This is a genomic window from Legionella sp. km772 (genome assembly GCF_003989735.1).
GTDB lineage: Bacteria > Pseudomonadota > Gammaproteobacteria > Legionellales > Legionellaceae > Legionella.
Map to the genome: position 1 here is coordinate 13994 of NZ_RZGQ01000005.1, position 18777 is coordinate 32770.

The window sequence follows — 18777 nt, forward strand, 5'->3', positions numbered from 1 at the left end:
ACCATGCTAACTACCTTGTGCATTGAACACTTTGCTATTGTTAAACATTTAGAGTTAGATTTTAGCCAAGGGATGACTGCCTTTACCGGCGAAACCGGTGCAGGTAAATCCATCATGATTGATGCCTTAATGTTAGCCTTAGGTGGACGGGCCGATGCCTCAGTAGTTAGACCCGGTGAACAGCAATGCGATATTACAGCAGGGTTTACTTTTGATAGCCAATCAGAGCCAGCCTTATGGCTAGCCGAACACGATATTCCCTATACTGACAATGAGCTGTATTTAAGACGTGTGATTCATATAGAAGGCCGCTCCAAGTCCTATATCAATGGCCAGCCTTTTCCCTTGCAAAAAGTAAAGGAATTAAGCGAAAAACTAGTCCATATCCATGGGCAACATCAACACCAAACTCTGATGAAGCATCAAACGCATCGCCAACAACTTGATGCTTATTCACACCATCAAGCTCTGCTTGATGAGGTAAATCTCCTCTATAAACAGTTGCAAAACATTAAGCAAGAAATTGACCGCTTACAAGCACAAGAGCAGCATCGAGATAGAATAAACTTATTAGAATTTCAAATTGAAGAATTGCAAGCGCTTAATTTACAAGAAGGTGAACTCGATAATTTGTATCAAGAGCATCAACTCTTACATCATGCTAAAGAGTATATTGGCCATAGCCAGCAAATTCATTTCTTGCTGAACGGCGATGACGAACCGAACATTTGCTTTGCATTAAATCAGCTAATGAATATCCTAGCCTTGTTGCCTGCGGAACATACCTCGATCAAGAACACCCTCGAGTTAATCAATGGTGCATTGATTCAATGCGAAGAAGCGACAAGTGAAATTCAACAATTTGCCGAGCAGGTTTCTTTAGACCCCGAACGTCTTCTGATAGTAGAGGAGCGAATGAGTGCTATTCATCATCTTGCCCGAAAATATCACATTGATGGCCACCATTTAATCGAGCATATCCAAAAGCTACGAGATGAATTACAACAACTTCAAAATAACCAAAACCAGCTAAACTTTTTAAGTGAGCAGTTTGCTAAGTTATCCTCTTCTTATCAAGTCGCCGCAAAGCGATTAAGTGAGTCCCGCCAAAAACATGCTTTAAAATTAGCGCAAGAATTAAGCGCGAATATTCAACAATTAGGGATGCCCAAAGGATGGGTAGAAATAGAGTTCACTCCTTTAGAGCGTATCCAACCACACGGGCAAGATAAAGTAGAGTATAAAGTGTGTACTAATCCCGGAATGACCCCTGATAGCTTACATAAAATCGCATCAGGAGGGGAACTCTCAAGGATTAGTTTAGCCATTCAGTTAATCACAGCACAACGCGGAGCAACCCCCACCCTTCTTTTTGATGAAGTCGATGTGGGTATTGGTGGTGCCACAGCGGCTTTAGTCGGACAAATGTTGCGTAAATTAGGTGAGCGCTTACAAGTATTTTGCGTGACTCACCAACCGCAAGTAGCAGCTTCGGCCCATCATCATTTCATGGTTAAGAAACAAAGCGATGCCGAGCAAACATTTACCCACATTGTGTCTTTAAAGTCAGACGATAAAATTGATGAAATAGCCCGCATGATTGGAGGGTTAACTATTACTGAACAAACCCGCTCACACGCAAAAGAACTACTGCATTATGCTAATGGTTGAGTAGTAGTTTGCGCATAAATTTACATAATGCCTTTTTTTTTATCCTAAAACCATTAAAATTTAAAATATTTTTAAAAAAACTAATAAAAAAACAGCACAATTAATAAAATAATGCTACAATAAGCTGGTAACAATTTAGGAATATAACATGTCAGATAAAATTCGCGGTACAGTAAAATGGTTTAATGAGTCCAAAGGTTTCGGTTTCTTAGAAAGCGGCGGTAAAGATTATTTTGTGCATTTCAGTGCAATTCAAGCAGATGGTTTCAAAACTCTTGCTGAAGGCGCAACTGTAATGTTCAAAGCAAGCAATGGCCAAAAAGGTCCACAAGCTGAAGAAGTTGAAATAGTCTAATTTATATTCGCCCTGTTTAGGTAAAATAATCTTATTTTATTATAAACAGGGCGTTTTTTATCTTCCCCATTTTCTACTTTCCCTCCACAACTCAGGTCGGCTTACTCAAAAAAAAGACCGCTTGCTAGAAGCTAGACATCAGTATGTCGCTATGTGCACCTTTCTTAGGTTATGATTCTAAGCTTTAGTCCTCAAGGGTTAATTTGCTAGGCCTTTCATGGATGTTGGTGTTAGTTTTTTTTTATGGATTAACTTGCGATCTAATTGATTAGCTAGAGCTTGCATTTCTAGGAAAGAAAACGCTTTAAGCTTTCTAAATTTTAGTTGTTCTTTATTGGAAGTCATCCAGTACACCAGGCCATCATTACTAATGATGATATTGTGCTTTACTGGCCATATAGTTCCATAGTCTTTAGCATCGGAGGGGCCTGCCGCGTCATTTCTTTATTTTCGGGAGGAATAGTAATGCGTAAATAAGGGGTTTTATTGGATATCGTCAACTGCTCGGTATAGAGTTCTGAGGCTTGAGCAGCACTGGCGATCAATTATGGCCCGTCTACGTGCCTCGGCTTGTCCGAGGCATCCATGAGATGCTCCAATTAAACCAGAAAAACTTAAAAACAGGAAACAGTGATATTGATTAAGGTCTGTATAGACATCGTGACGAGCTTAATCTAGCCTGGATGCCTCGGACAAGCCGAGGCACGTAGGTGGGTGGAAAACGGCCAACACGCCCTAGTACAGCACTATTTTTCTCATTTAAATCCTACTGCTGGATAGCCGCAGGGATCTTACTCATAAACTCGCCATCGAAACCAGTCGCCACTCCTAATACCTTCCAAACGTGATCATGACGTAAATAGGCAACCTGAGCGTCATATTGCGGTTGAGGATAATGGACAAGAGCTGAAGCATAACCGGATAAACAGTGCTCAGAGTTGATAGTGATACCCTTTGATGCTCCTGCGGAATCATTTTTTATGTAGCCTTCAATAGCTCGATGGATATTGGCAAGTTCTTGTTCACTACAATTGGTCCCGACCGTAAGAGCCCAGCTACTAGAGCAGAAAAGCAAAGCAAGCATTGCCGATTTACTTATTGTCATTATTATTTACTCAAAGAAGTAGCTATTTTTAATATATAGCATGTAGAAATAATTCTGTTAGTGGCAGTAAACGAAAGTCATTGAACGCTACTATACTTAAAATAGTGTGCAAATTATAATCATTTTTTATGAAGACCTATAGATGGCATTGGGCTAAAATACTTTTAATTGCTTTTTGGAGCTTATGGCCTCTTTCGATAGAAGCAGGGCTTAGCAAACTTTATGGTGTCACCATCACTAATCCCTGGAAGCAACTTCCAGCTATCATAGACGCCCTAAAATCCTTAGCCAAAAAACCTACAGCACGCATTGTCTTTGATGCCGGTGTCTCTGCTAGTGACTATAAAAATATCGTTATCCAAATTCATAAAGTAAGTGGGACGATGGGAGAGCTGGTTGATTCAAGTGAGGTGAAAAATTATAGCCTAGCTCAATATTTAAACCGGACCAAAACCTATCTGAATACCTTGCAAGGCTATATCGATATTTGGGAAATTGGCAATGAAATTAATGGAGAGTGGTTAGGAAATACGTCCAGTGTAGTGGCCAAGATGACTGGGGCTTATGACTTGGTAAAACAACAAAAAGGTAAGACTGCTCTAACTCTTTACTATAATCAAGGTTGTTATAGTAGAGCGGATCATGAAATGTTTGCTTGGGTAAAAAAGAATATCCCGCTTAGAATGAAGCAAGGTTTAGATTATGTGTTCATTAGCTATTATGAGGATGATTGTAATAATTTAGAACCGGATTGGCCCACAGTATTCCAAAAGTTAGGTAGCTTATTCCCCAATTCTAAATTAGGTTTTGGCGAGTGTGGAACGACTAATAAAAACGTTAAAGAAGAATTTATCTATAATTATTATACTCTCACGATTAACCATCCGCGCTTTATATTAGGCGGCTTTTGGTGGTATTTTGACAGCTCAGCTAATGGTGGGCCAGGAGATATGGTGCCAAAAACTAAACCTTTATGGTCAGTGTTAAATGCAGCCATACAGTATTAATACTAAAGGTATTAAAATCGGCACTATACACAGAGTTATCCACAGGAATTGAAGATAATCCAACCGGCATATCATGCGAAATTCATGGTAAGTTATTAAAAAATAATATTTTTTTAAATTTAATACTTCATGCTTTTTAGAATACCACTTAGCTTGTTAGCACTTATCCCCAAGCTGTCCAGGAGAGATTATAGCAATAGGGCGGCTATCATATACAAATAAAACTTAAAAAAACAGACTTGACAACCTAGTTTTTAAGAAGCATTCTTCTTTTCATTAGTGTTTATTATAAGCCCCTGGTTTTGCACTTGATCAGGAAAGAATTTAACAAAAAATGCTTTGGACAATTGGGGGTTTACTTCATTTTTACGCACATACTCAAGCGTATAACCGCATTTTTTATAAAAGGCCGGCGCTTGGAAGGCACTGGTCACTAAATTAATATTATTAAACCCTTTACCCGTAAAGCGCTCCTCCAAAGCCGCTAATAATTTTCGGCCATAGCCATTACCCCGAAACGGGCTATCGACCCAAATATCATCGATATACACTTCAGAAAAAGCAGTATAGGCCTTGATAACTCCACAGACTACCCCTTGTTTATTGAATAAAAGAATAGAGAAAGGTTTATAATTTACATCAATACCAAGGCTTTTTTCATAAGCAATACAGCCTTGACTCATTCGCTCTTCCAGCTCGGGACTTAATTCATCCACAAATTGAATTTTAATTGTCTCATTGTCCTGCTCTGGCTTAGCTAATTCATTGGTATTAAAACGCAGAATATAACGTTGGTAGTGAGGTTTAGTCTCGTTTAGCTCAACAAGAGTCTCTGTATAAAGCCCGGAGGTGAAAACTAGAACCGTATTTCGCCAGAATGCTAAAGCGGCTTTATTTTCTGGAATAACCGAAATCTCCCAAATACCCGGGAAAATAGTCCATAGCTCTTCCGCAACAAAACGCCCAACGCCTTGGCCTTGGAATTTTGCAAGAATAAAAAACTCCCCCACATTCCAATCAGTGGAGGGTTGAACGCCCTTTTTGTTTAATAACACAAAGCCTGCTAACTCTTCATTTACGGTGATTAAGTAGGCTGAGCAGGTAGGATCTTCAAAGTAGGTTTTAAAATCATAACTTTCATACAGACCATCAGCTGGACAAATCCAATCTGGTGAAATAAAGCCACAACTACGTGACATATCATAAACATAAAACCTCGCCAGATTTTGAATGATCGGGTATTCCACCAGAGTGGCTGGTTGTAAACGAATTTGCCGCGCAAGAGAGTTCATTAGAGGGCCCTATTAGCATAAAAGTTTATTTGTTCAAGTTAGGTATATACTATAAACTAGCCTCATTAATACATTACAAGGAGTAGTTTGTATGAGTAAAAAAGTCGCTGTTATTATAGGTAGTTTACGCAAAGATTCATTAAACCGCAAAGTGGCAAAAGCACTTATTTCCCTAGCACCACGAGAAATGCACACCGAAATCATAGAAATTAGAGATTTGCCTTTGTACAACCAAGATCTTGACGATGAACATCGGGCGCCTGACGCATGGCTTAACTTTCGCCAACAAGTAAAACGCTGTGAGGGCGTATTATTTGTAACTCCAGAATATAACCGCTCCATCCCTGCCCCTTTAAAAAACGCAGTGGATGTTGGTTCGCGTCCTTATGGTGACAGTATTTGGAATGCCAAGCCTGGTGCAATTATTAGTGTTTCTCCCGGAGCAATTGGGGGTTTTGGTGCCAGCCAACATTTAAGACAATCACTATCTTGTTTAAATATTCCCTTGCTCCCTCAACCTGAAGCCTACATAGGCCAAGCGGGCTCATTATTCAATGAACAAGATGAGTTAATTAAAGAAGATACGCAGAAATTTTTTAAAGGGTTTATGGAGGGCTTTTTTAATTGGATAAACCTAAATACTGCTAAATAATTTTTCGCAGCTGCCTAAATTAACTATTTAGGTAGCCTTTCTGGCATTGAAAATAAACTGCCTTCACTAATACGCTTATTAAGCTTAAAACATCTAAAACCTTAGTTGCCTTATTAAAGAAATCGGCTCTATGTAGGAGCCGTAATTGTTTAATTACAACGAGCCTACGCTACTTATTCCTGATTTAGATGGGTTCGACGCTCTTGCATCGTTTCTACACTGTTAATAACTGTTTGCCGGCATATTTCATTCATGACGGGTATTTCTTTTAAAGAATGCCCCTCACGAATCATATAGGCAATAAGGAAGCTATCTTGCCAAGCTTTTTCATTTTTTCGTTCTTTTGCCTTAAGCCATAAAGCAATCCATAAGAAATGAAATTGCCATTTATCACGATTTAATTCCATTTCCTCAGCGAAGACATCGTCAATCGCATCCTCAAGACGACAGACCTTAATCCCATCAATAAAGCTACTGTTGTGGTTGACAATTTTATCGACTAAAGGACTTTCTATATACCAGGATTCCGTAAATTGTTTACTTTTGAGCCAAGATTTGGAGCGTTTTAAGGACTCATTCATCGTTTCTTGCGTAAAGGGCACTATTTCAACGCTAAGATGGGTAAAAAGATCATCTAAATCCAAGAGATGAGGGCGAAGACGCAGGCCTAACTCTTCTTGAATTTCTAAAAAATGTAAGCTAGGTACTTCCCCATGTTGAATAGTTACCGCTAAAAAATGCTCCACCACCATTTGGAAATAATCTAGATCCACTTCACGTAAAGTGACACTTTCTTCAAAGGCTTGATGATAATAATCTGCAACTTCTGCTGCAGGAATTGCAGGAGTAATCCAAGTATCTTTGATTCCTATCCCGTACTTTAATAACAAACCACCTAATTTATTTTTTCTTTTTTTGCGGGCATGAATGAAGATACCTTGTGAACCACTCCCATCAATTTCGGTTGCTTTTAATTTAACCGAAGCCTGACTAGGCTCAGGGGCGAATACCACCTCTTTTTTCCGTTGAATTTTAATCCAACGCTCAAAAAGTGCATGATAACTTTCTGGATACCAGTATTTGATTGTTTGTAAACGAGATAAGGAAATAGAGGATAAAGAAATTTTATCAATAATTTGATCAATGGTTGCAATCACCACCTCCCTTACTTCTGCTTTAGGATGCAAAAGGGTGAGCAGAGCAATGTCATGGCCTTCAGCAATGCTATAAAGATCAATAATCAAATCGGTAAAAAAATCCGTAGGCATAGCATAACTTTGAGCAAAAAAGTTTTCGGCAATATCAAACACGGAGAGATCCGATAATTCATGAATTAAATCGCGAATGGATTCTAAATGAGAAAACTCATCAACCTCGTCGTCATTGTCCTCCCCCTCTTCACTGGCTAAATCAAAATAAGCATCTTTTAAAGATTGGGTTAATTCAACATGCACTTCATAGAAGGCATTAAGCACCGGTAGCCAATAACTTAAGCCGTGCTTACGGGCATTAATTAACTCAGCTAAACGATCCATTAATTGCGGAAGGATTTTAGCTAATAGTTTATTATTTGTTTCGGTTGCAGACTGCAGTTGGGCAACACAAATATCAAAAGCAAAAACGCAGGCGGAATAAATTGGGGGGCCATCCTGGACAATACTGTCTTCAAAATTGTTAAGTAATTCTATTAATTGAAAGGCATATTCAGGATGTTGAAAAAATGGGGCATAGAGCTGCGGATCAGGTTCATCTTCTCGCTCAATTAAGACGGCCATTTCCGCTAGTAAACGCTGTAGTTCATTCTGATTAGAAGTCATGCTGATTTGGGTACCTGCCTTGGTAAACCATGTTCATCAATGGCCACAGAAACGAAAACGCCCTCGGTGACTTGATATTGCTCATGCTGATCGGCAGGCATGGCCCAAACCTCAACATTGACAGTCATTGAGGTATTACCAACCTTAACTAGTTCAGCATAACAACTAACCACATCACCCACGTGTACTGGTCGCAAAAATGTCATTGAATTAATAGCCACGGTAACAATACGGCCTTTAGATATTTTTTTTGCCAAAATCCCTACCGCCAGATCCATTTGTGACACTATCCAACCACCAAAAATATCGCCATTTGCATTGGTATCCATGGGCATGGCCAAAGTTTGGATAGTTAATTCTCCTTGGGGCTTTTTTGCCATTTTATCCACCACGTTTTAATTTAGATAAAGCATCGGCCATAGCTGTATTGAACACCGTTTTTTTCACGGGTTCCGCTTTTTTAGCGACGACTTCTTTTTTTCTGGTATCGGGTTTCTTAACCGGCACTTTTTTCGTGGCAGCAACTGTTTTAACTACCTTTTTAGGCTCTTCTCCAGTGCTATCCTCATTTAATTTCATGGTTAAGCCAATACGTTTTCGCTCTTTATCCACTTCAACAACTTTTACGGTAATGATATCGCCAGCTTTCACGACCGTACGCGGATCGCTAATGAAACGATTAGTCATGGCTGAAATATGGACTAGGCCATCTTGGTGGACACCAATATCAACGAAGGCGCCAAAATTTGTGACATTACTGACCACGCCCTCAAGAATCATCCCTTCTTCTAAGTGGCTAATATCTTCCACCCCCTCTTTAAATTGGGCGGTTTTGAATTCTGGACGGGGATCGCGGCCTGGTTTTTCTAGCTCATTTAATACATCGCGAACGGTGGGAAGACCAAAACGCTCTTCAATATAATCGGCGGCATTGATACTGTGTAAAAGTTCACGATTGCCAATGAGGTCTTTAATTTCTATCTTTTTAGCCAGAACGATTTTTTCTACCAAAGGATAAGCTTCAGGATGAACACTTGAGGAGTCAAGTATATTATCACCATTCATAATACGTAAAAAACCAGCGGATTGTTGAAAGGCTTTTTCACCCATCCGCTGAATATTTTTTAGTTGTTCGCGATTTTTAAACGCGCCGTGTTCATCACGGTATTGCACTATATTCTTTGCTAAAGTCTCATTTAATCCCGAAATATGAGTTAATAATTCGACTGAAGCGGTATTCACATCCACACCCACCGCATTCACGCAATCCTCAACTACACCATCTAAAGAACGAGCTAAACGTGCTTGATTAACATCGTGCTGATACTGACCCACGCCAATTGATTTGGCTTCAATTTTAACTAGCTCGGCAAGGGGGTCTTGGACTCGACGGGCAATGGAAACGGCACCACGAAGGGTAACATCAAGGTCAGGAAATTCATTAGCAGCAATTTCAGAGGCAGAATAAACAGAAGCGCCCGCTTCACTAACGATAACCTTAGTTAATTGTAGATCAGGATACATTTTAATAAGTTCCGCTACTAACCGCTCAGTTTCACGAGAACCAGTCCCATTACCAATACTGATTAAATTGACTTGATGTTTGGCTGCAAGTTTGGCTAAATCAGCTAAAGACTGATGCCATTCATTTTGAGGAGCAAAGGGAAAAATAACCGTGTAGTCAAGAAGTTTGCCGGTAGCATTAACTACCACCACCTTAACTCCGGTGCGAATACCAGGATCAAGTCCAATAGTAATTTGCGGGCCTGCTGGGGCTGCTAGCAATAAATCGCGTAAATTTCTTGAAAAGACTTTAATGGCTTCTTCATCAGCCATCTCTCTTAGGCGAGTTAATAATTCTAATTCAAGTTTGGTTAATAATTTTATCTTCCACGTCATACGGACTGTATCTAAAAGCCAAAAGTCCGCTTTTCTTTTTTGATCTGCAATCTTAAAGTGAGCAGCTACTTTCATCTCTCCGTATAAGGCGTCAGCTTCAGGTAATTGCAAACTGATTTGCAATACACTTTCTCTGCGTCCACGGAATAAAGCTAGGGCACGGTGGGAGGGAATTTTTTTAATTGCTTCTGAATAATCAAAATAATCTGAAAATTTACTCACTGCTTCTTTTTTCTTGCTTTCACCCACCGATTTAACTAGCGCATGTTGCCACAGGTATTCGCGCAACTCGTTGAGTAAATTAGCATCTTCAGCAAAGCGCTCCATTAATATATGACGAGCGCCTTCAAGAGCCGCCTTGGTATCGCTAATACCCGCCTCATTATTCAGAAACTCTTGCGCGTACACTTCTGGGTCGAGATTTGGATCGTTAAGTAAACCCTCTGCCAAACCTTGCAAGCCTGCTTCAATAGCCATTTGCGCCTTAGTACGACGTTTGGGTCTAAAGGGTAAATAGAGATCTTCTAACCGTGTTTTAGTATCTGCTTGAAGAATGCTTTGCTCTAATTCAGGTGTTAACTTTTCTTGATCACGAATGGATTGTAGAACGACGGTGCGTCGCTCATCTAATTCGCGTAAATATAATAAGCGCTCTGCAAGAAAACGTAATTGTCCATCATCTAAACCGCCAGTCGCTTCTTTACGATAACGAGCAATAAAAGGAACTGTTGCTCCTTCATCCAATAGGCTAATTGTCGTCTCTACCTGAGAAACTTTGACTTTAAGTTCTTGTGCAATAATTGCTGCTGATGTCAACATCGCTTGAGTCATTTACATCCCCGTAGTTACATAATAAAAAAATCACCATATTATACACGCATCACTTACGTTATGGCGATATAAAAATAGGTCCAAATCATCAAACACAGTACTTCATTTTCTAAAACTGTCAATACACCTAAAAATTGCCAACAGTCACCTTCTTTAAAATTATTTCTTCACCAGCTGCCATACCTTTTCTTCAATGCTAATAGGTTGACCTTGATTAATCACTGAGCGCTCATCGTTATCACGCAGTGTTGTTTTTAAACAATGAAGCGAAGCGCTCTTGTATAAACTAGCGACTTCTAAAGCGGGAACACTATAAGGTGGTCCGCTAAATAGTTCTGGATTATAACTTAAAGTTTTAAGAAATATAGAACCTTGGGGTTTAAGCCATTGCCAACATAAATCCACATAGGAAGGGCGTAATGCTTGAGGCAAAGCAATTAAAGCCGCGCGATCATAAATAGCATCAACAGAAGAGAAGAACTCTAGGTCCATGCTGAAAATATCTCCGACCCAAATACTTAAATGCTTGCTGGTGAAGCGAGGTAGTCCTAAAGAAGTATCTGAAGAAAAGGCCAAGTTATTTTCTTTAAAAAATTGCAAAACAGCGGTTTCACTTAATTCAATGCCGATAACTTGGTAACCTTGTTGGATAAACCAAAGCAGATCAAGGCTTTTCCCACACAAAGGAACCAAGATCTTGCTATTGGGCCTGACCTTGAGGGCAGGCCAATAAGTCACTAAATCGGGATTAACTTGGGCTCGATGAAAGGGAATACGTCCCTCCTGCCATGAATCAAGCCAAAATTGCTTACCCTTATTCACTCAACAGTCACCGACTTGGCTAGATTTCTTGGCTGATCCACATCGGTTCCCTTGGCAACAGCTACGTGATAAGCTAATAATTGTAGGGGAAGAGTATAAACGATAGGCGCAACCCAAGAACCACAACTTGGGACTTTAATTAAACGGGCACCGTTTGATTTCCAGGTTTGTGAGTCATCAACAAAAACGAACAGTTGTCCCCCACGTGCGGAAACTTCATGAAGATTAGACTTAAGTTTATCTAAGAGCTCATCATTAGGCGCTACTGCAATAACGGGCATTTCATTATCTACCAGGGCTAATGGTCCATGTTTTAACTCTCCTGCAGGATAGGCTTCCGCATGAATGTAAGAAATTTCCTTGAGTTTTAAAGCCCCTTCCAAAGCAACGGGATATTGCACGCCTCGTCCTAAAAATAGGGCATGCGCTTTATTAACAAAGAGCGCTGCTAAGGCCTCAATCTCTTCATTCATCCGTAACACCCGCTCGCAACACGCAGGCAAATCATAGAGTTGCTTTAACACTTCTTGGCCACGCTCATCAGGACACAAGGCAGTAGCGAGCATTAAAAAAGCAGCCAATTGGGTGGTAAAAGCCTTAGTAGAGGCAACGCCAATTTCCGTACCAGCACGAGTTAAAAAGACGCAATCTGCTTCCCGCACTAAAGTACTCGTTGCCACATTACAAATAGCTAGACTGGCTAAGTAATCCATTGTTTTTGCTTTGTGTAAAGCAGCGAGCGTATCCGCAGTCTCCCCCGATTGAGACACTGTTATAAATAAAGTATTTTTAGGGACCACTACTTCCCGGTAACGGTATTCACTGGCGATTTCTACTTGAGTAGGTAAGCCAGCTAAAGACTCCAACCAATATTTAGCTATCATTCCGGCGTGATAACTCGTTCCGCAGGCCACAATATGGATCTGTTTCACCTGAGGGAAAACATGTGTGGCACGTTCGCCAAAACTCGATTTGAGTACCTCTAAACTCGAAATACGCCCCTCTACAGTATCCGTTAATACCTTGGATTGTTCAAAAATCTCTTTAAGCATAAAATGCCGGTAAGGTCCTTTACTTGCCACTTCAGCATCACTGCTAAGAACATTTGTTTCGCGCTCTACTAAGCTGCCGCTGCGGTTATAAATACGAATATCATGGGCGGTTAATTGAGCGCTGTCCCCCTCTTGTAAATAAATGACGGATTGCGCAAAAGAGCGTAAAGCCAGGGAGTCAGAAGCAATAAAATTTTCACCAATACCTAAGCCCACTACCAAAGGGCTACCTTTTCTTATCGCGACAAGCTCGGTTGGTTTATGCTGGTGTATAACACCTAATGCAAAAGCCCCCTCCATCTCAGCTGCGGCTGTCTGCACCGCAAATAATAAATTTTCTTTTTTTACATAATGGTAATGAATTAAATGCGCCGCAACTTCCGTATCGGTTTCAGAAGTAAACTGATAGCCTTCAGCAAGCAGACGGTGACGTAACTCATCATGATTTTCAATAATACCATTATGCACTAAAGCAATTTCACCATGCGATAAATGCGGATGGGCATTTTGTTCAGAAGGCTTGCCATGGGTGGCCCACCGAGTATGAGCAATACCAGAATTCCCAGCGATAGCAGTTTCCTGCATGGCATCTGCTAAATTTTGTACCTTACCTTGAATACGGACGCGCTTCAATCGTGAATGTGAATCGATTACCGCAATACCGGCTGAGTCATAGCCCCTATATTCTAAACGTCTTAAGCCTTCTAATAATACTTTACTGATATCCCTTTCAGAAACAGCTCCTATAATCCCACACATAACCTATACTCCTCGCTGCAACCCTGATGATGCATTCTTAATTATCAATAGACCCACTAGTCGTTTTTATTTGAAAAGTGCTGGGTATTCCTACATAAATACACTTCATGTTTACCGATAAAAGTCATCAAGATAATGAACCGCCTCAATAAAGGGCAAATTATGCCATAATCTGGACTAATCACGAAGTAATTTAACAGATTCACCAAATGATGCTGCTAAGTGGCCGCAGCGGCCACTTAGGTACTAGCTTCAAAGTATGGGCGCAGGCTCTTTACAAGTTACCTCATAGCCATGCTCCTGCATTGCCCTGCATACTTCATAAGCTAGATATTTATGTGCTCGCGTACTGGGATGTACCTCATCCCAAAATAAATAACTATCCGGTGTTTTGCATACATGGAAATTCTGCTCACCAGCAGCCATACGTTTATCTTTGTACTGCAATACTTGGGCATATTGTAATACATAGTTATTAGCGAAGGGGGATTTCGCAAAAGCGCTAAACATAGGGAAAACTACATCAATACAGGCATCGCGCGTATTGGTAAAACCATATTGCTCAGGAGTGCTCACAGCTTTTGTTAAATAGGCCTGGATATCGACATAGAGAAAATCTGTCTTGGGATAAAGATCCTTCCATTCAGCAATACGTTGTTGTAAACGCTCATTATGCTTTTCAACCGCCGCATTTAATACCTCCCTATCGCTGGTATTAATATAGCGAGGCGTCTCACCTAGATGGGGCAAGCCCATAATTACAAACTGCTGCGCACCGGCATGTTCTAATTTAAAGACAGTTGCAGCTAATGAATCTAAAACGTTATCGATATATTTACTCATTACCAATTGATCATAGTTCGCTTCAAACTGTAATACGTTTAAATAATCATTGCCGCCAGAGAAAAGAATATAGACTGACTCCTTATCTAACTTAGGATGTTCGAGTAAATAAGCTTGGGTGGTTAAACCAAGGCTTGGCGGAATTAACTTGCCGACAATTAAATTTTTAATCGTTCCAATCGGATGTCTGATTAAGTTCCAAACCGTCAATTGGTAATCATAGGTTGCCGTCCAACTCCCACCGAACGCTTTATTAATGTAAACATTCTCATCACTTTGGGAGATAGCTAACATTTCCGCTAAGTATTCACTCCAGACTCGACCATTGGAAAACCGATAATTCCAATAAGGTTTTTCAGGAATAATGGGAACTAATTTAACTTTTGAAATTAAATCAGTCATATAGTAAGCAACGTCATGGTCAAAAAAATCGGTAACTAAATTTATACCCGCGTCTAAAACCATTTGCGGTACATAATATTCGCTGGCAAAGTCATTCATCTTATTGATGACGAAACGTTTAAAGGGGGCAACTAAAAAGGCAGGATCTTCTTCGCGGCGCAAACTTTTCAATAAATGCGTGGTATTTCCAACATCAGACAAGCTATCACCAAAAATAACTATCGACTTAACTGGTGTAGCCGCAAAATTAATTAAAGGGACAGCAAACAAAAATGCAAACAGTAGCCTGCGGGCAATCCTATACTTAGCAACCATATTCTCTCCTTGAACAATGCATGCAAATCTTTCCCTGTTGTCCTTAGAGTATGCGCAACTGTAAATTTTTGTCAAACGTATTTTTTATGACCAATTAAAGCCAAGACCTGAGGTAGCCAATTTCTGTGCTAAAATCAAAGAAATTCGCACCAAAAATTAAACGCATGCGGATAAAGACCCAGGGGCTTAAGCAGGCTTGTCAGCATTATGGCTACTAAAACGATGTCACTACCAGTACGCAGCGATTACTTTAAGGCTGAAGAAATTGTTCAACCCAGACAAGCCAAATAAATAACCAGTTTGTTTTGCGTTAGCGCATTTCTATTGATTAAATACTCAGTAAATGGTAGTTTCTGACAATTATTTTCTTTGTATCGGTCAGTGTGGTGAGCCAAATAGTTATTACATCCTTTTATAAGTTTATTCCCTTAACTGATTTCGAAAGTTTAAGGGCGCCCATACTAGCAACCATGCACCAAATGGAAATAAAAGGTACTATTCTTTTAGCTGCAGAAGGAATTAACGGTGGGTTTGCTGGCACCCGTGAGTGCATGAATAATTTTTATGCTTATATGCGTAGCGATTCGCGTTTTCATGATTTAAATTTTAAAGAAACCTTTGATGACAAAAACCCTTTTGAGAAAGCAAAAGTGAAACTACGAAATGAAATAGTCACTATGGGGCTTAAAGGCGTAGATCCACTAAAATCGGTTGGTGTTTATCTTAGCCCGGAAGAATGGCATGCGCTTATTCAAGATCCAGAGGTAATCCTTATTGATACACGTAATGATTACGAATATGAATTAGGGACATTTAAAAACGCCATTAACCCGAATACTGAGAATTTTAGAGAGTTTCCGGACTACGTCCAAAAGCAACTGAGCGACAAAAAAGATAAAAAAATAGCCATGTTTTGTACTGGTGGTATTCGCTGTGAGAAATCAACTGCTTATTTAAAAAATCAAGGTTTTGAGTACGTCTATCATCTTAAAGATGGGATTTTAAACTACATCCAAACCATGCCTAAAGAAGAATCATTGTGGGAAGGTAACTGTTTTGTTTTCGATGATCGTATGGCCGTGGATAATGAATTAAAGCGTGTTTATCCGCAACTACCGCAGGATTACAAAAATGAGCGCTTCCCTAAAGAATAATAAGGAATATTGAGGTGTCCTATGACTGCCCCTAAAACATCGGATTCAACCATTGTATTTAATCGAAAAGCCGGCTTTGAATATTTTATTGAAAATCAGTATGAAGCGGGTTTAGTACTGGAAGGCTGGGAAGTCAAAAGCTTACGCGCGGGAAAAATTAATATCGCAGATGCCCATATTATTGTAAAAAATGGTGAGGCTTTTTTATTAGGCGCGCAAATTAATCCGCTGCAAACTGCATCTACTCATATCACGAGTGACCCCCTGCGGACTCGCAAGCTCTTGCTTAATCGTAAAGAACTCAATTATCTTATTGGGGGGGTAGAGCGCCAAGGCTATACCATTGTCCCTTTATCGCTGTATTGGAAAAAAAATAACATTAAAATCAAAATAGCTTTAGCAAAAGGTAAAAAAGAACACGACAAGCGCGACACTATTAAAGATCGAGAGTGGCATAGAACTCGCGCTCGCATTATGAAAAACAAATAGGATGGATTATGGAAGAAGGACAAAAAGTACCTAATTTTAAATTTACGGCGACCAATAATTTATGTGCACAGCTGCACGACTATTTAGGCCAAAATATTGTTCTTTATTTCTATCCCAAAGATGCTACTCCTGGCTGTACCACTGAGGGGCAAGATTTTAGAGATGCTTATCAGCAATTTAGAAACCTTAACACCGTGGTTTTTGGAATTTCTCGCGATAGCTTAAGATCGCATGAAAATTTTAAAGCCAAACAGGGTTTTCCTTTCGAATTAATTAGTGATGCAGACGAACAAATATGCGCTTTATTTGATGTCATTAAAATGAAATCCATGTATGGGAAACAAGTACGCGGTATTGAGCGGAGTACTTTTCTCATCAATTCCGAAGGTATATTAAGCAAGGCCTGGCGCAAAGTATCGGTGCAAGGCCATGTAGCAGAAGTTTTAGCTAATCTGTAGTGATATGCGCAAAACTAGAGGAATAATTGGCAATCTAAAGTTAAAAATGCTGTCTTAGCAGACTTGCCAAGACAGCATTTTAGAAAGATTAACTTAATAAGATCCAATCCACTAGTTATAACAGGGATTTTAGGGTAGGTAGGCTAATGTTTCCACCACTTAAAACTATGGCGATGTTTTTATTTTTAAACCGCCCTGCTGACTTGAATAAAGAGGCAAGAGCCACACCTGACGCACCTTCCACTAACAAGCGCTCATGGGTAACTAAAGCAATAATAGCCTCTTGAATTTCTCGCTCTGAAACCAAAACATAATCATCGACATACTGCTGGCACATAGCAAAGGTTATAGAATCAGGTTCAATCCCCCCTGCCGTTGCATCAGAGAGGGTAGGCTTGGAGTCCATGGTGATTATTTTTCCAGCCTTTATTGATTCGAACATCACTGGCGAGTTTTCAGGTAAACAAGCAATGACTTGAGTATGAGGTGATACCGCCTTCACAAAACCGGCAATCCCAGCAATTAGTCCACCACCACCGACAGGGACAAAAACAGCATCCACTTTATCTAATTGCTGAGTAAGCTCTAAACCGATTGTTCCCTGTCCACTAATGATGAGCTCATCATTATAGGGAGAAATATAAGGCAGGTGCTGGTTTTTTGCATAATCCAGCGCATGCAGCTCAGTCAAGACGGAATCATGACCATAATGTCGGAGAGAATCGGAATAATTGCGAATATTCGCTTCCTTCACAGGAGAGACGTGCTCCGGAACAAAAATGGTGCCGGCCATGTTTAATTTAGCCAAACAAAAAGCAACTGCTGCCCCATGGTTTCCCGTTGAAGCAGTAACAATACCCTGTGCGCGTTGCTGCGCTGATAAGGAGAGTATTTTATTAAAAGCCCCCCTTACTTTAAAAGAGCGCGTATATTGTAAGTTCTCGCATTTCAAATAAAGCTTGGTTTGCGTTATTTTACTCAAAGAAGCAGAATACTCTAGCGGCGTTTCCCGTACATAGGAGTTAATCCTGCTTTTTGCATCGCTCACCGCAGTTTTAAAGTTGAGCATAACTAATCTTCGGCTCTTTCTGCTAAATAATTATAAACGGTTGCCCGAGAAATTTTTAATACTTGCGCCACATATTGTGCCGCATTTTTTCCAGTGAATGCGCCAACCTCTTGTAAATGGAATATTAAACTTTTCTTTTCTGGACGGCTTAAATATTCCAGGGTCAAACCATGTTCTTGCAAATAACTGTGAACATATTGATTAATACGCTCTTGCCAATCGTCTTTAAATAAAGCCGGTGGTTGGGGTATTAAGTTTGAATCATTAAGAAAATGAGAAATAGCTAGTTTAAATTGCTCAAAGAAGGAGATATCAAAATTGATACAAAGCATACCTACTGCTTTATCATTCTCATCTTGAATGATGCTACTCATTGATTTTAATTTTTTACCATCCCAATTGGTCTTCTCATAAGGACCGATACATTTTTCTAAAATGAACTGTTTTTTTTCTTCCGCACTAAATAGAGATGGATCGCCAACCCTGCGCTTAGAGAAAGGATGGTAAATGGCAACGATTTGGTCTAACTCTAAATCATGTACTACAACTTCTGCATAAGGATGTAACAAACGCTGAATTGCCTCAGCAGTAGATAAATAATTAGCAATGGCTTTTTTCACAAGGCCCCCTTGACTCAATTAATCTGTCTAAATTTAGACAAAATAGTTAGTGTTTACGACTGATAATTCCGAGAAAAAAATCAAATAATACTCAAAAAGAATAAAATATAGCCTTTCTATAGAAAAATTAATAATTTTTTATTATAATTTGGCTCTTTATCTTAT

Annotated in this window: 19 protein-coding genes; 7 read left to right on the forward strand and 12 right to left on the reverse strand. The window is 39.8% G+C overall.

The window, feature by feature from the left end; translation table 11 throughout:
• Positions 1-3 precede the first annotated feature (3 nt).
• Together recN and ELY15_RS01275 are read left to right on the forward strand one after the other, a co-directional pair.
• On the forward strand, positions 4-1671 hold the full coding sequence (recN, locus tag ELY15_RS01270) for a DNA repair protein RecN (protein ID WP_127097847.1): 1668 nt from the start codon (positions 4-6) through the stop codon (positions 1669-1671).
• A 148-nt stretch (positions 1672-1819) separates the two neighbouring features.
• On the forward strand, positions 1820-2026 hold the full coding sequence (locus tag ELY15_RS01275; protein WP_127097848.1) for a cold-shock protein: 207 nt from the start codon (positions 1820-1822) through the stop codon (positions 2024-2026).
• A gap of 198 nt (positions 2027-2224) precedes the next feature.
• On the opposite strand, the gene ELY15_RS16020 is transcribed toward ELY15_RS01275, so the two are convergent.
• The 3 genes from ELY15_RS16020 to ELY15_RS01280 all read right to left on the reverse strand — a co-directional run bounded on the left by ELY15_RS16020 (position 2225) and on the right by ELY15_RS01280 (position 3131).
• Positions 2225-2371, reverse strand: coding sequence for a hypothetical protein (locus tag ELY15_RS16020; RefSeq protein ID WP_158617394.1), 147 nt, complete (start codon positions 2369-2371; stop codon positions 2225-2227).
• Between the two features lie 41 nt (positions 2372-2412).
• On the reverse strand, positions 2413-2571 hold the full coding sequence (locus tag ELY15_RS16025) for a hypothetical protein (protein WP_158617395.1): 159 nt from the start codon (positions 2569-2571) through the stop codon (positions 2413-2415).
• Positions 2572-2792: 221 nt separating this feature from the next.
• A complete protein-coding gene (locus tag ELY15_RS01280) occupies positions 2793-3131 on the reverse strand; it encodes a hypothetical protein (RefSeq protein ID WP_127097849.1) in 339 nt (112 codons plus the stop codon).
• Positions 3132-3259: 128 nt separating this feature from the next.
• On the opposite strand from ELY15_RS01280, the gene ELY15_RS01285 reads away from it, so the two are divergent.
• Entirely contained in the window at positions 3260-4138 is an 879-nt protein-coding gene (locus ELY15_RS01285; RefSeq protein WP_127097850.1) for a hypothetical protein, read from the forward strand.
• A 254-nt stretch (positions 4139-4392) separates the two neighbouring features.
• Here the strand turns inward: ELY15_RS01285 and ELY15_RS01290 are convergent, their stop codons facing one another.
• A complete protein-coding gene (locus ELY15_RS01290; RefSeq protein ID WP_127097851.1) occupies positions 4393-5430 on the reverse strand; it encodes a GNAT family N-acetyltransferase in 1038 nt (345 codons plus the stop codon).
• 91 nt (positions 5431-5521) lie between these two features.
• Between ELY15_RS01290 and ELY15_RS01295 the strand changes: the two genes are divergently transcribed.
• On the forward strand, positions 5522-6082 hold the full coding sequence (locus ELY15_RS01295) for an NADPH-dependent FMN reductase (RefSeq protein ID WP_127097852.1): 561 nt from the start codon (positions 5522-5524) through the stop codon (positions 6080-6082).
• A gap of 173 nt (positions 6083-6255) precedes the next feature.
• Here the strand turns inward: ELY15_RS01295 and ELY15_RS01300 are convergent, their stop codons facing one another.
• The 6 genes from ELY15_RS01300 to plaC all read right to left on the reverse strand — a co-directional run bounded on the left by ELY15_RS01300 (position 6256) and on the right by plaC (position 14822).
• Entirely contained in the window at positions 6256-7899 is a 1644-nt protein-coding gene (locus ELY15_RS01300) for a hypothetical protein (RefSeq protein WP_127097853.1), read from the reverse strand.
• Positions 7896-8279 carry an acyl-CoA thioester hydrolase YciA gene (yciA, locus tag ELY15_RS01305; RefSeq protein ID WP_127097854.1) on the reverse strand — a complete coding sequence of 128 codons (384 nt, stop codon included), beginning with the start codon at positions 8277-8279 and terminating at the stop codon, positions 7896-7898. Before yciA ends, ELY15_RS01300 begins: the two co-directional genes overlap by 4 nt.
• A 1-nt stretch (position 8280) precedes the next feature.
• Positions 8281-10629 (reverse strand): Tex family protein, encoded by a 2349-nt coding sequence (locus tag ELY15_RS01310; RefSeq protein ID WP_127097855.1) that lies wholly within the window; start codon positions 10627-10629, stop codon positions 8281-8283.
• A gap of 159 nt (positions 10630-10788) precedes the next feature.
• Positions 10789-11451 carry a thiopurine S-methyltransferase gene (locus ELY15_RS01315; RefSeq protein WP_127097856.1) on the reverse strand — a complete coding sequence of 221 codons (663 nt, stop codon included), beginning with the start codon at positions 11449-11451 and terminating at the stop codon, positions 10789-10791.
• Complete coding sequence (gene glmS, locus ELY15_RS01320) at positions 11448-13262, reverse strand: glutamine--fructose-6-phosphate transaminase (isomerizing) (protein ID WP_127097857.1); 1815 nt, start codon at positions 13260-13262, stop codon at positions 11448-11450. Before glmS ends, ELY15_RS01315 begins: the two co-directional genes overlap by 4 nt.
• Before the next feature lie 252 nt (positions 13263-13514).
• Positions 13515-14822 carry a lysophospholipase/glycerophospholipid:cholesterol acyltransferase PlaC gene (plaC, locus tag ELY15_RS01325; protein ID WP_127097858.1) on the reverse strand — a complete coding sequence of 436 codons (1308 nt, stop codon included), beginning with the start codon at positions 14820-14822 and terminating at the stop codon, positions 13515-13517.
• A gap of 386 nt (positions 14823-15208) precedes the next feature.
• Here plaC and ELY15_RS01330 point away from each other — a divergent pair, with 386 nt between their 5' ends.
• Genes ELY15_RS01330 through ELY15_RS01340 form a run of 3 tightly spaced genes read left to right on the forward strand, consistent with a single transcriptional unit; the run spans position 15209 to position 16923 of the window.
• Entirely contained in the window at positions 15209-15976 is a 768-nt protein-coding gene (locus ELY15_RS01330; protein WP_127097859.1) for a rhodanese-related sulfurtransferase, read from the forward strand.
• A gap of 21 nt (positions 15977-15997) precedes the next feature.
• The gene (gene smpB / locus ELY15_RS01335; RefSeq protein WP_127097860.1) at positions 15998-16465 is read left to right on the forward strand and encodes an SsrA-binding protein SmpB; all 468 of its coding nucleotides are present in this window, start codon (positions 15998-16000) and stop codon (positions 16463-16465) included.
• Positions 16466-16473: 8 nt separating this feature from the next.
• Positions 16474-16923, forward strand: coding sequence for a peroxiredoxin (locus tag ELY15_RS01340; RefSeq protein WP_127097861.1), 450 nt, complete (start codon positions 16474-16476; stop codon positions 16921-16923).
• A gap of 115 nt (positions 16924-17038) precedes the next feature.
• Here the strand turns inward: ELY15_RS01340 and ELY15_RS01345 are convergent, their stop codons facing one another.
• Positions 17039-17992, reverse strand: coding sequence for a threonine/serine dehydratase (locus tag ELY15_RS01345; protein ID WP_127097862.1), 954 nt, complete (start codon positions 17990-17992; stop codon positions 17039-17041).
• A gap of 2 nt (positions 17993-17994) precedes the next feature.
• Complete coding sequence (locus tag ELY15_RS01350; protein ID WP_199744139.1) at positions 17995-18612, reverse strand: transcriptional regulator; 618 nt, start codon at positions 18610-18612, stop codon at positions 17995-17997.
• Positions 18613-18777 lie beyond the last annotated feature (165 nt).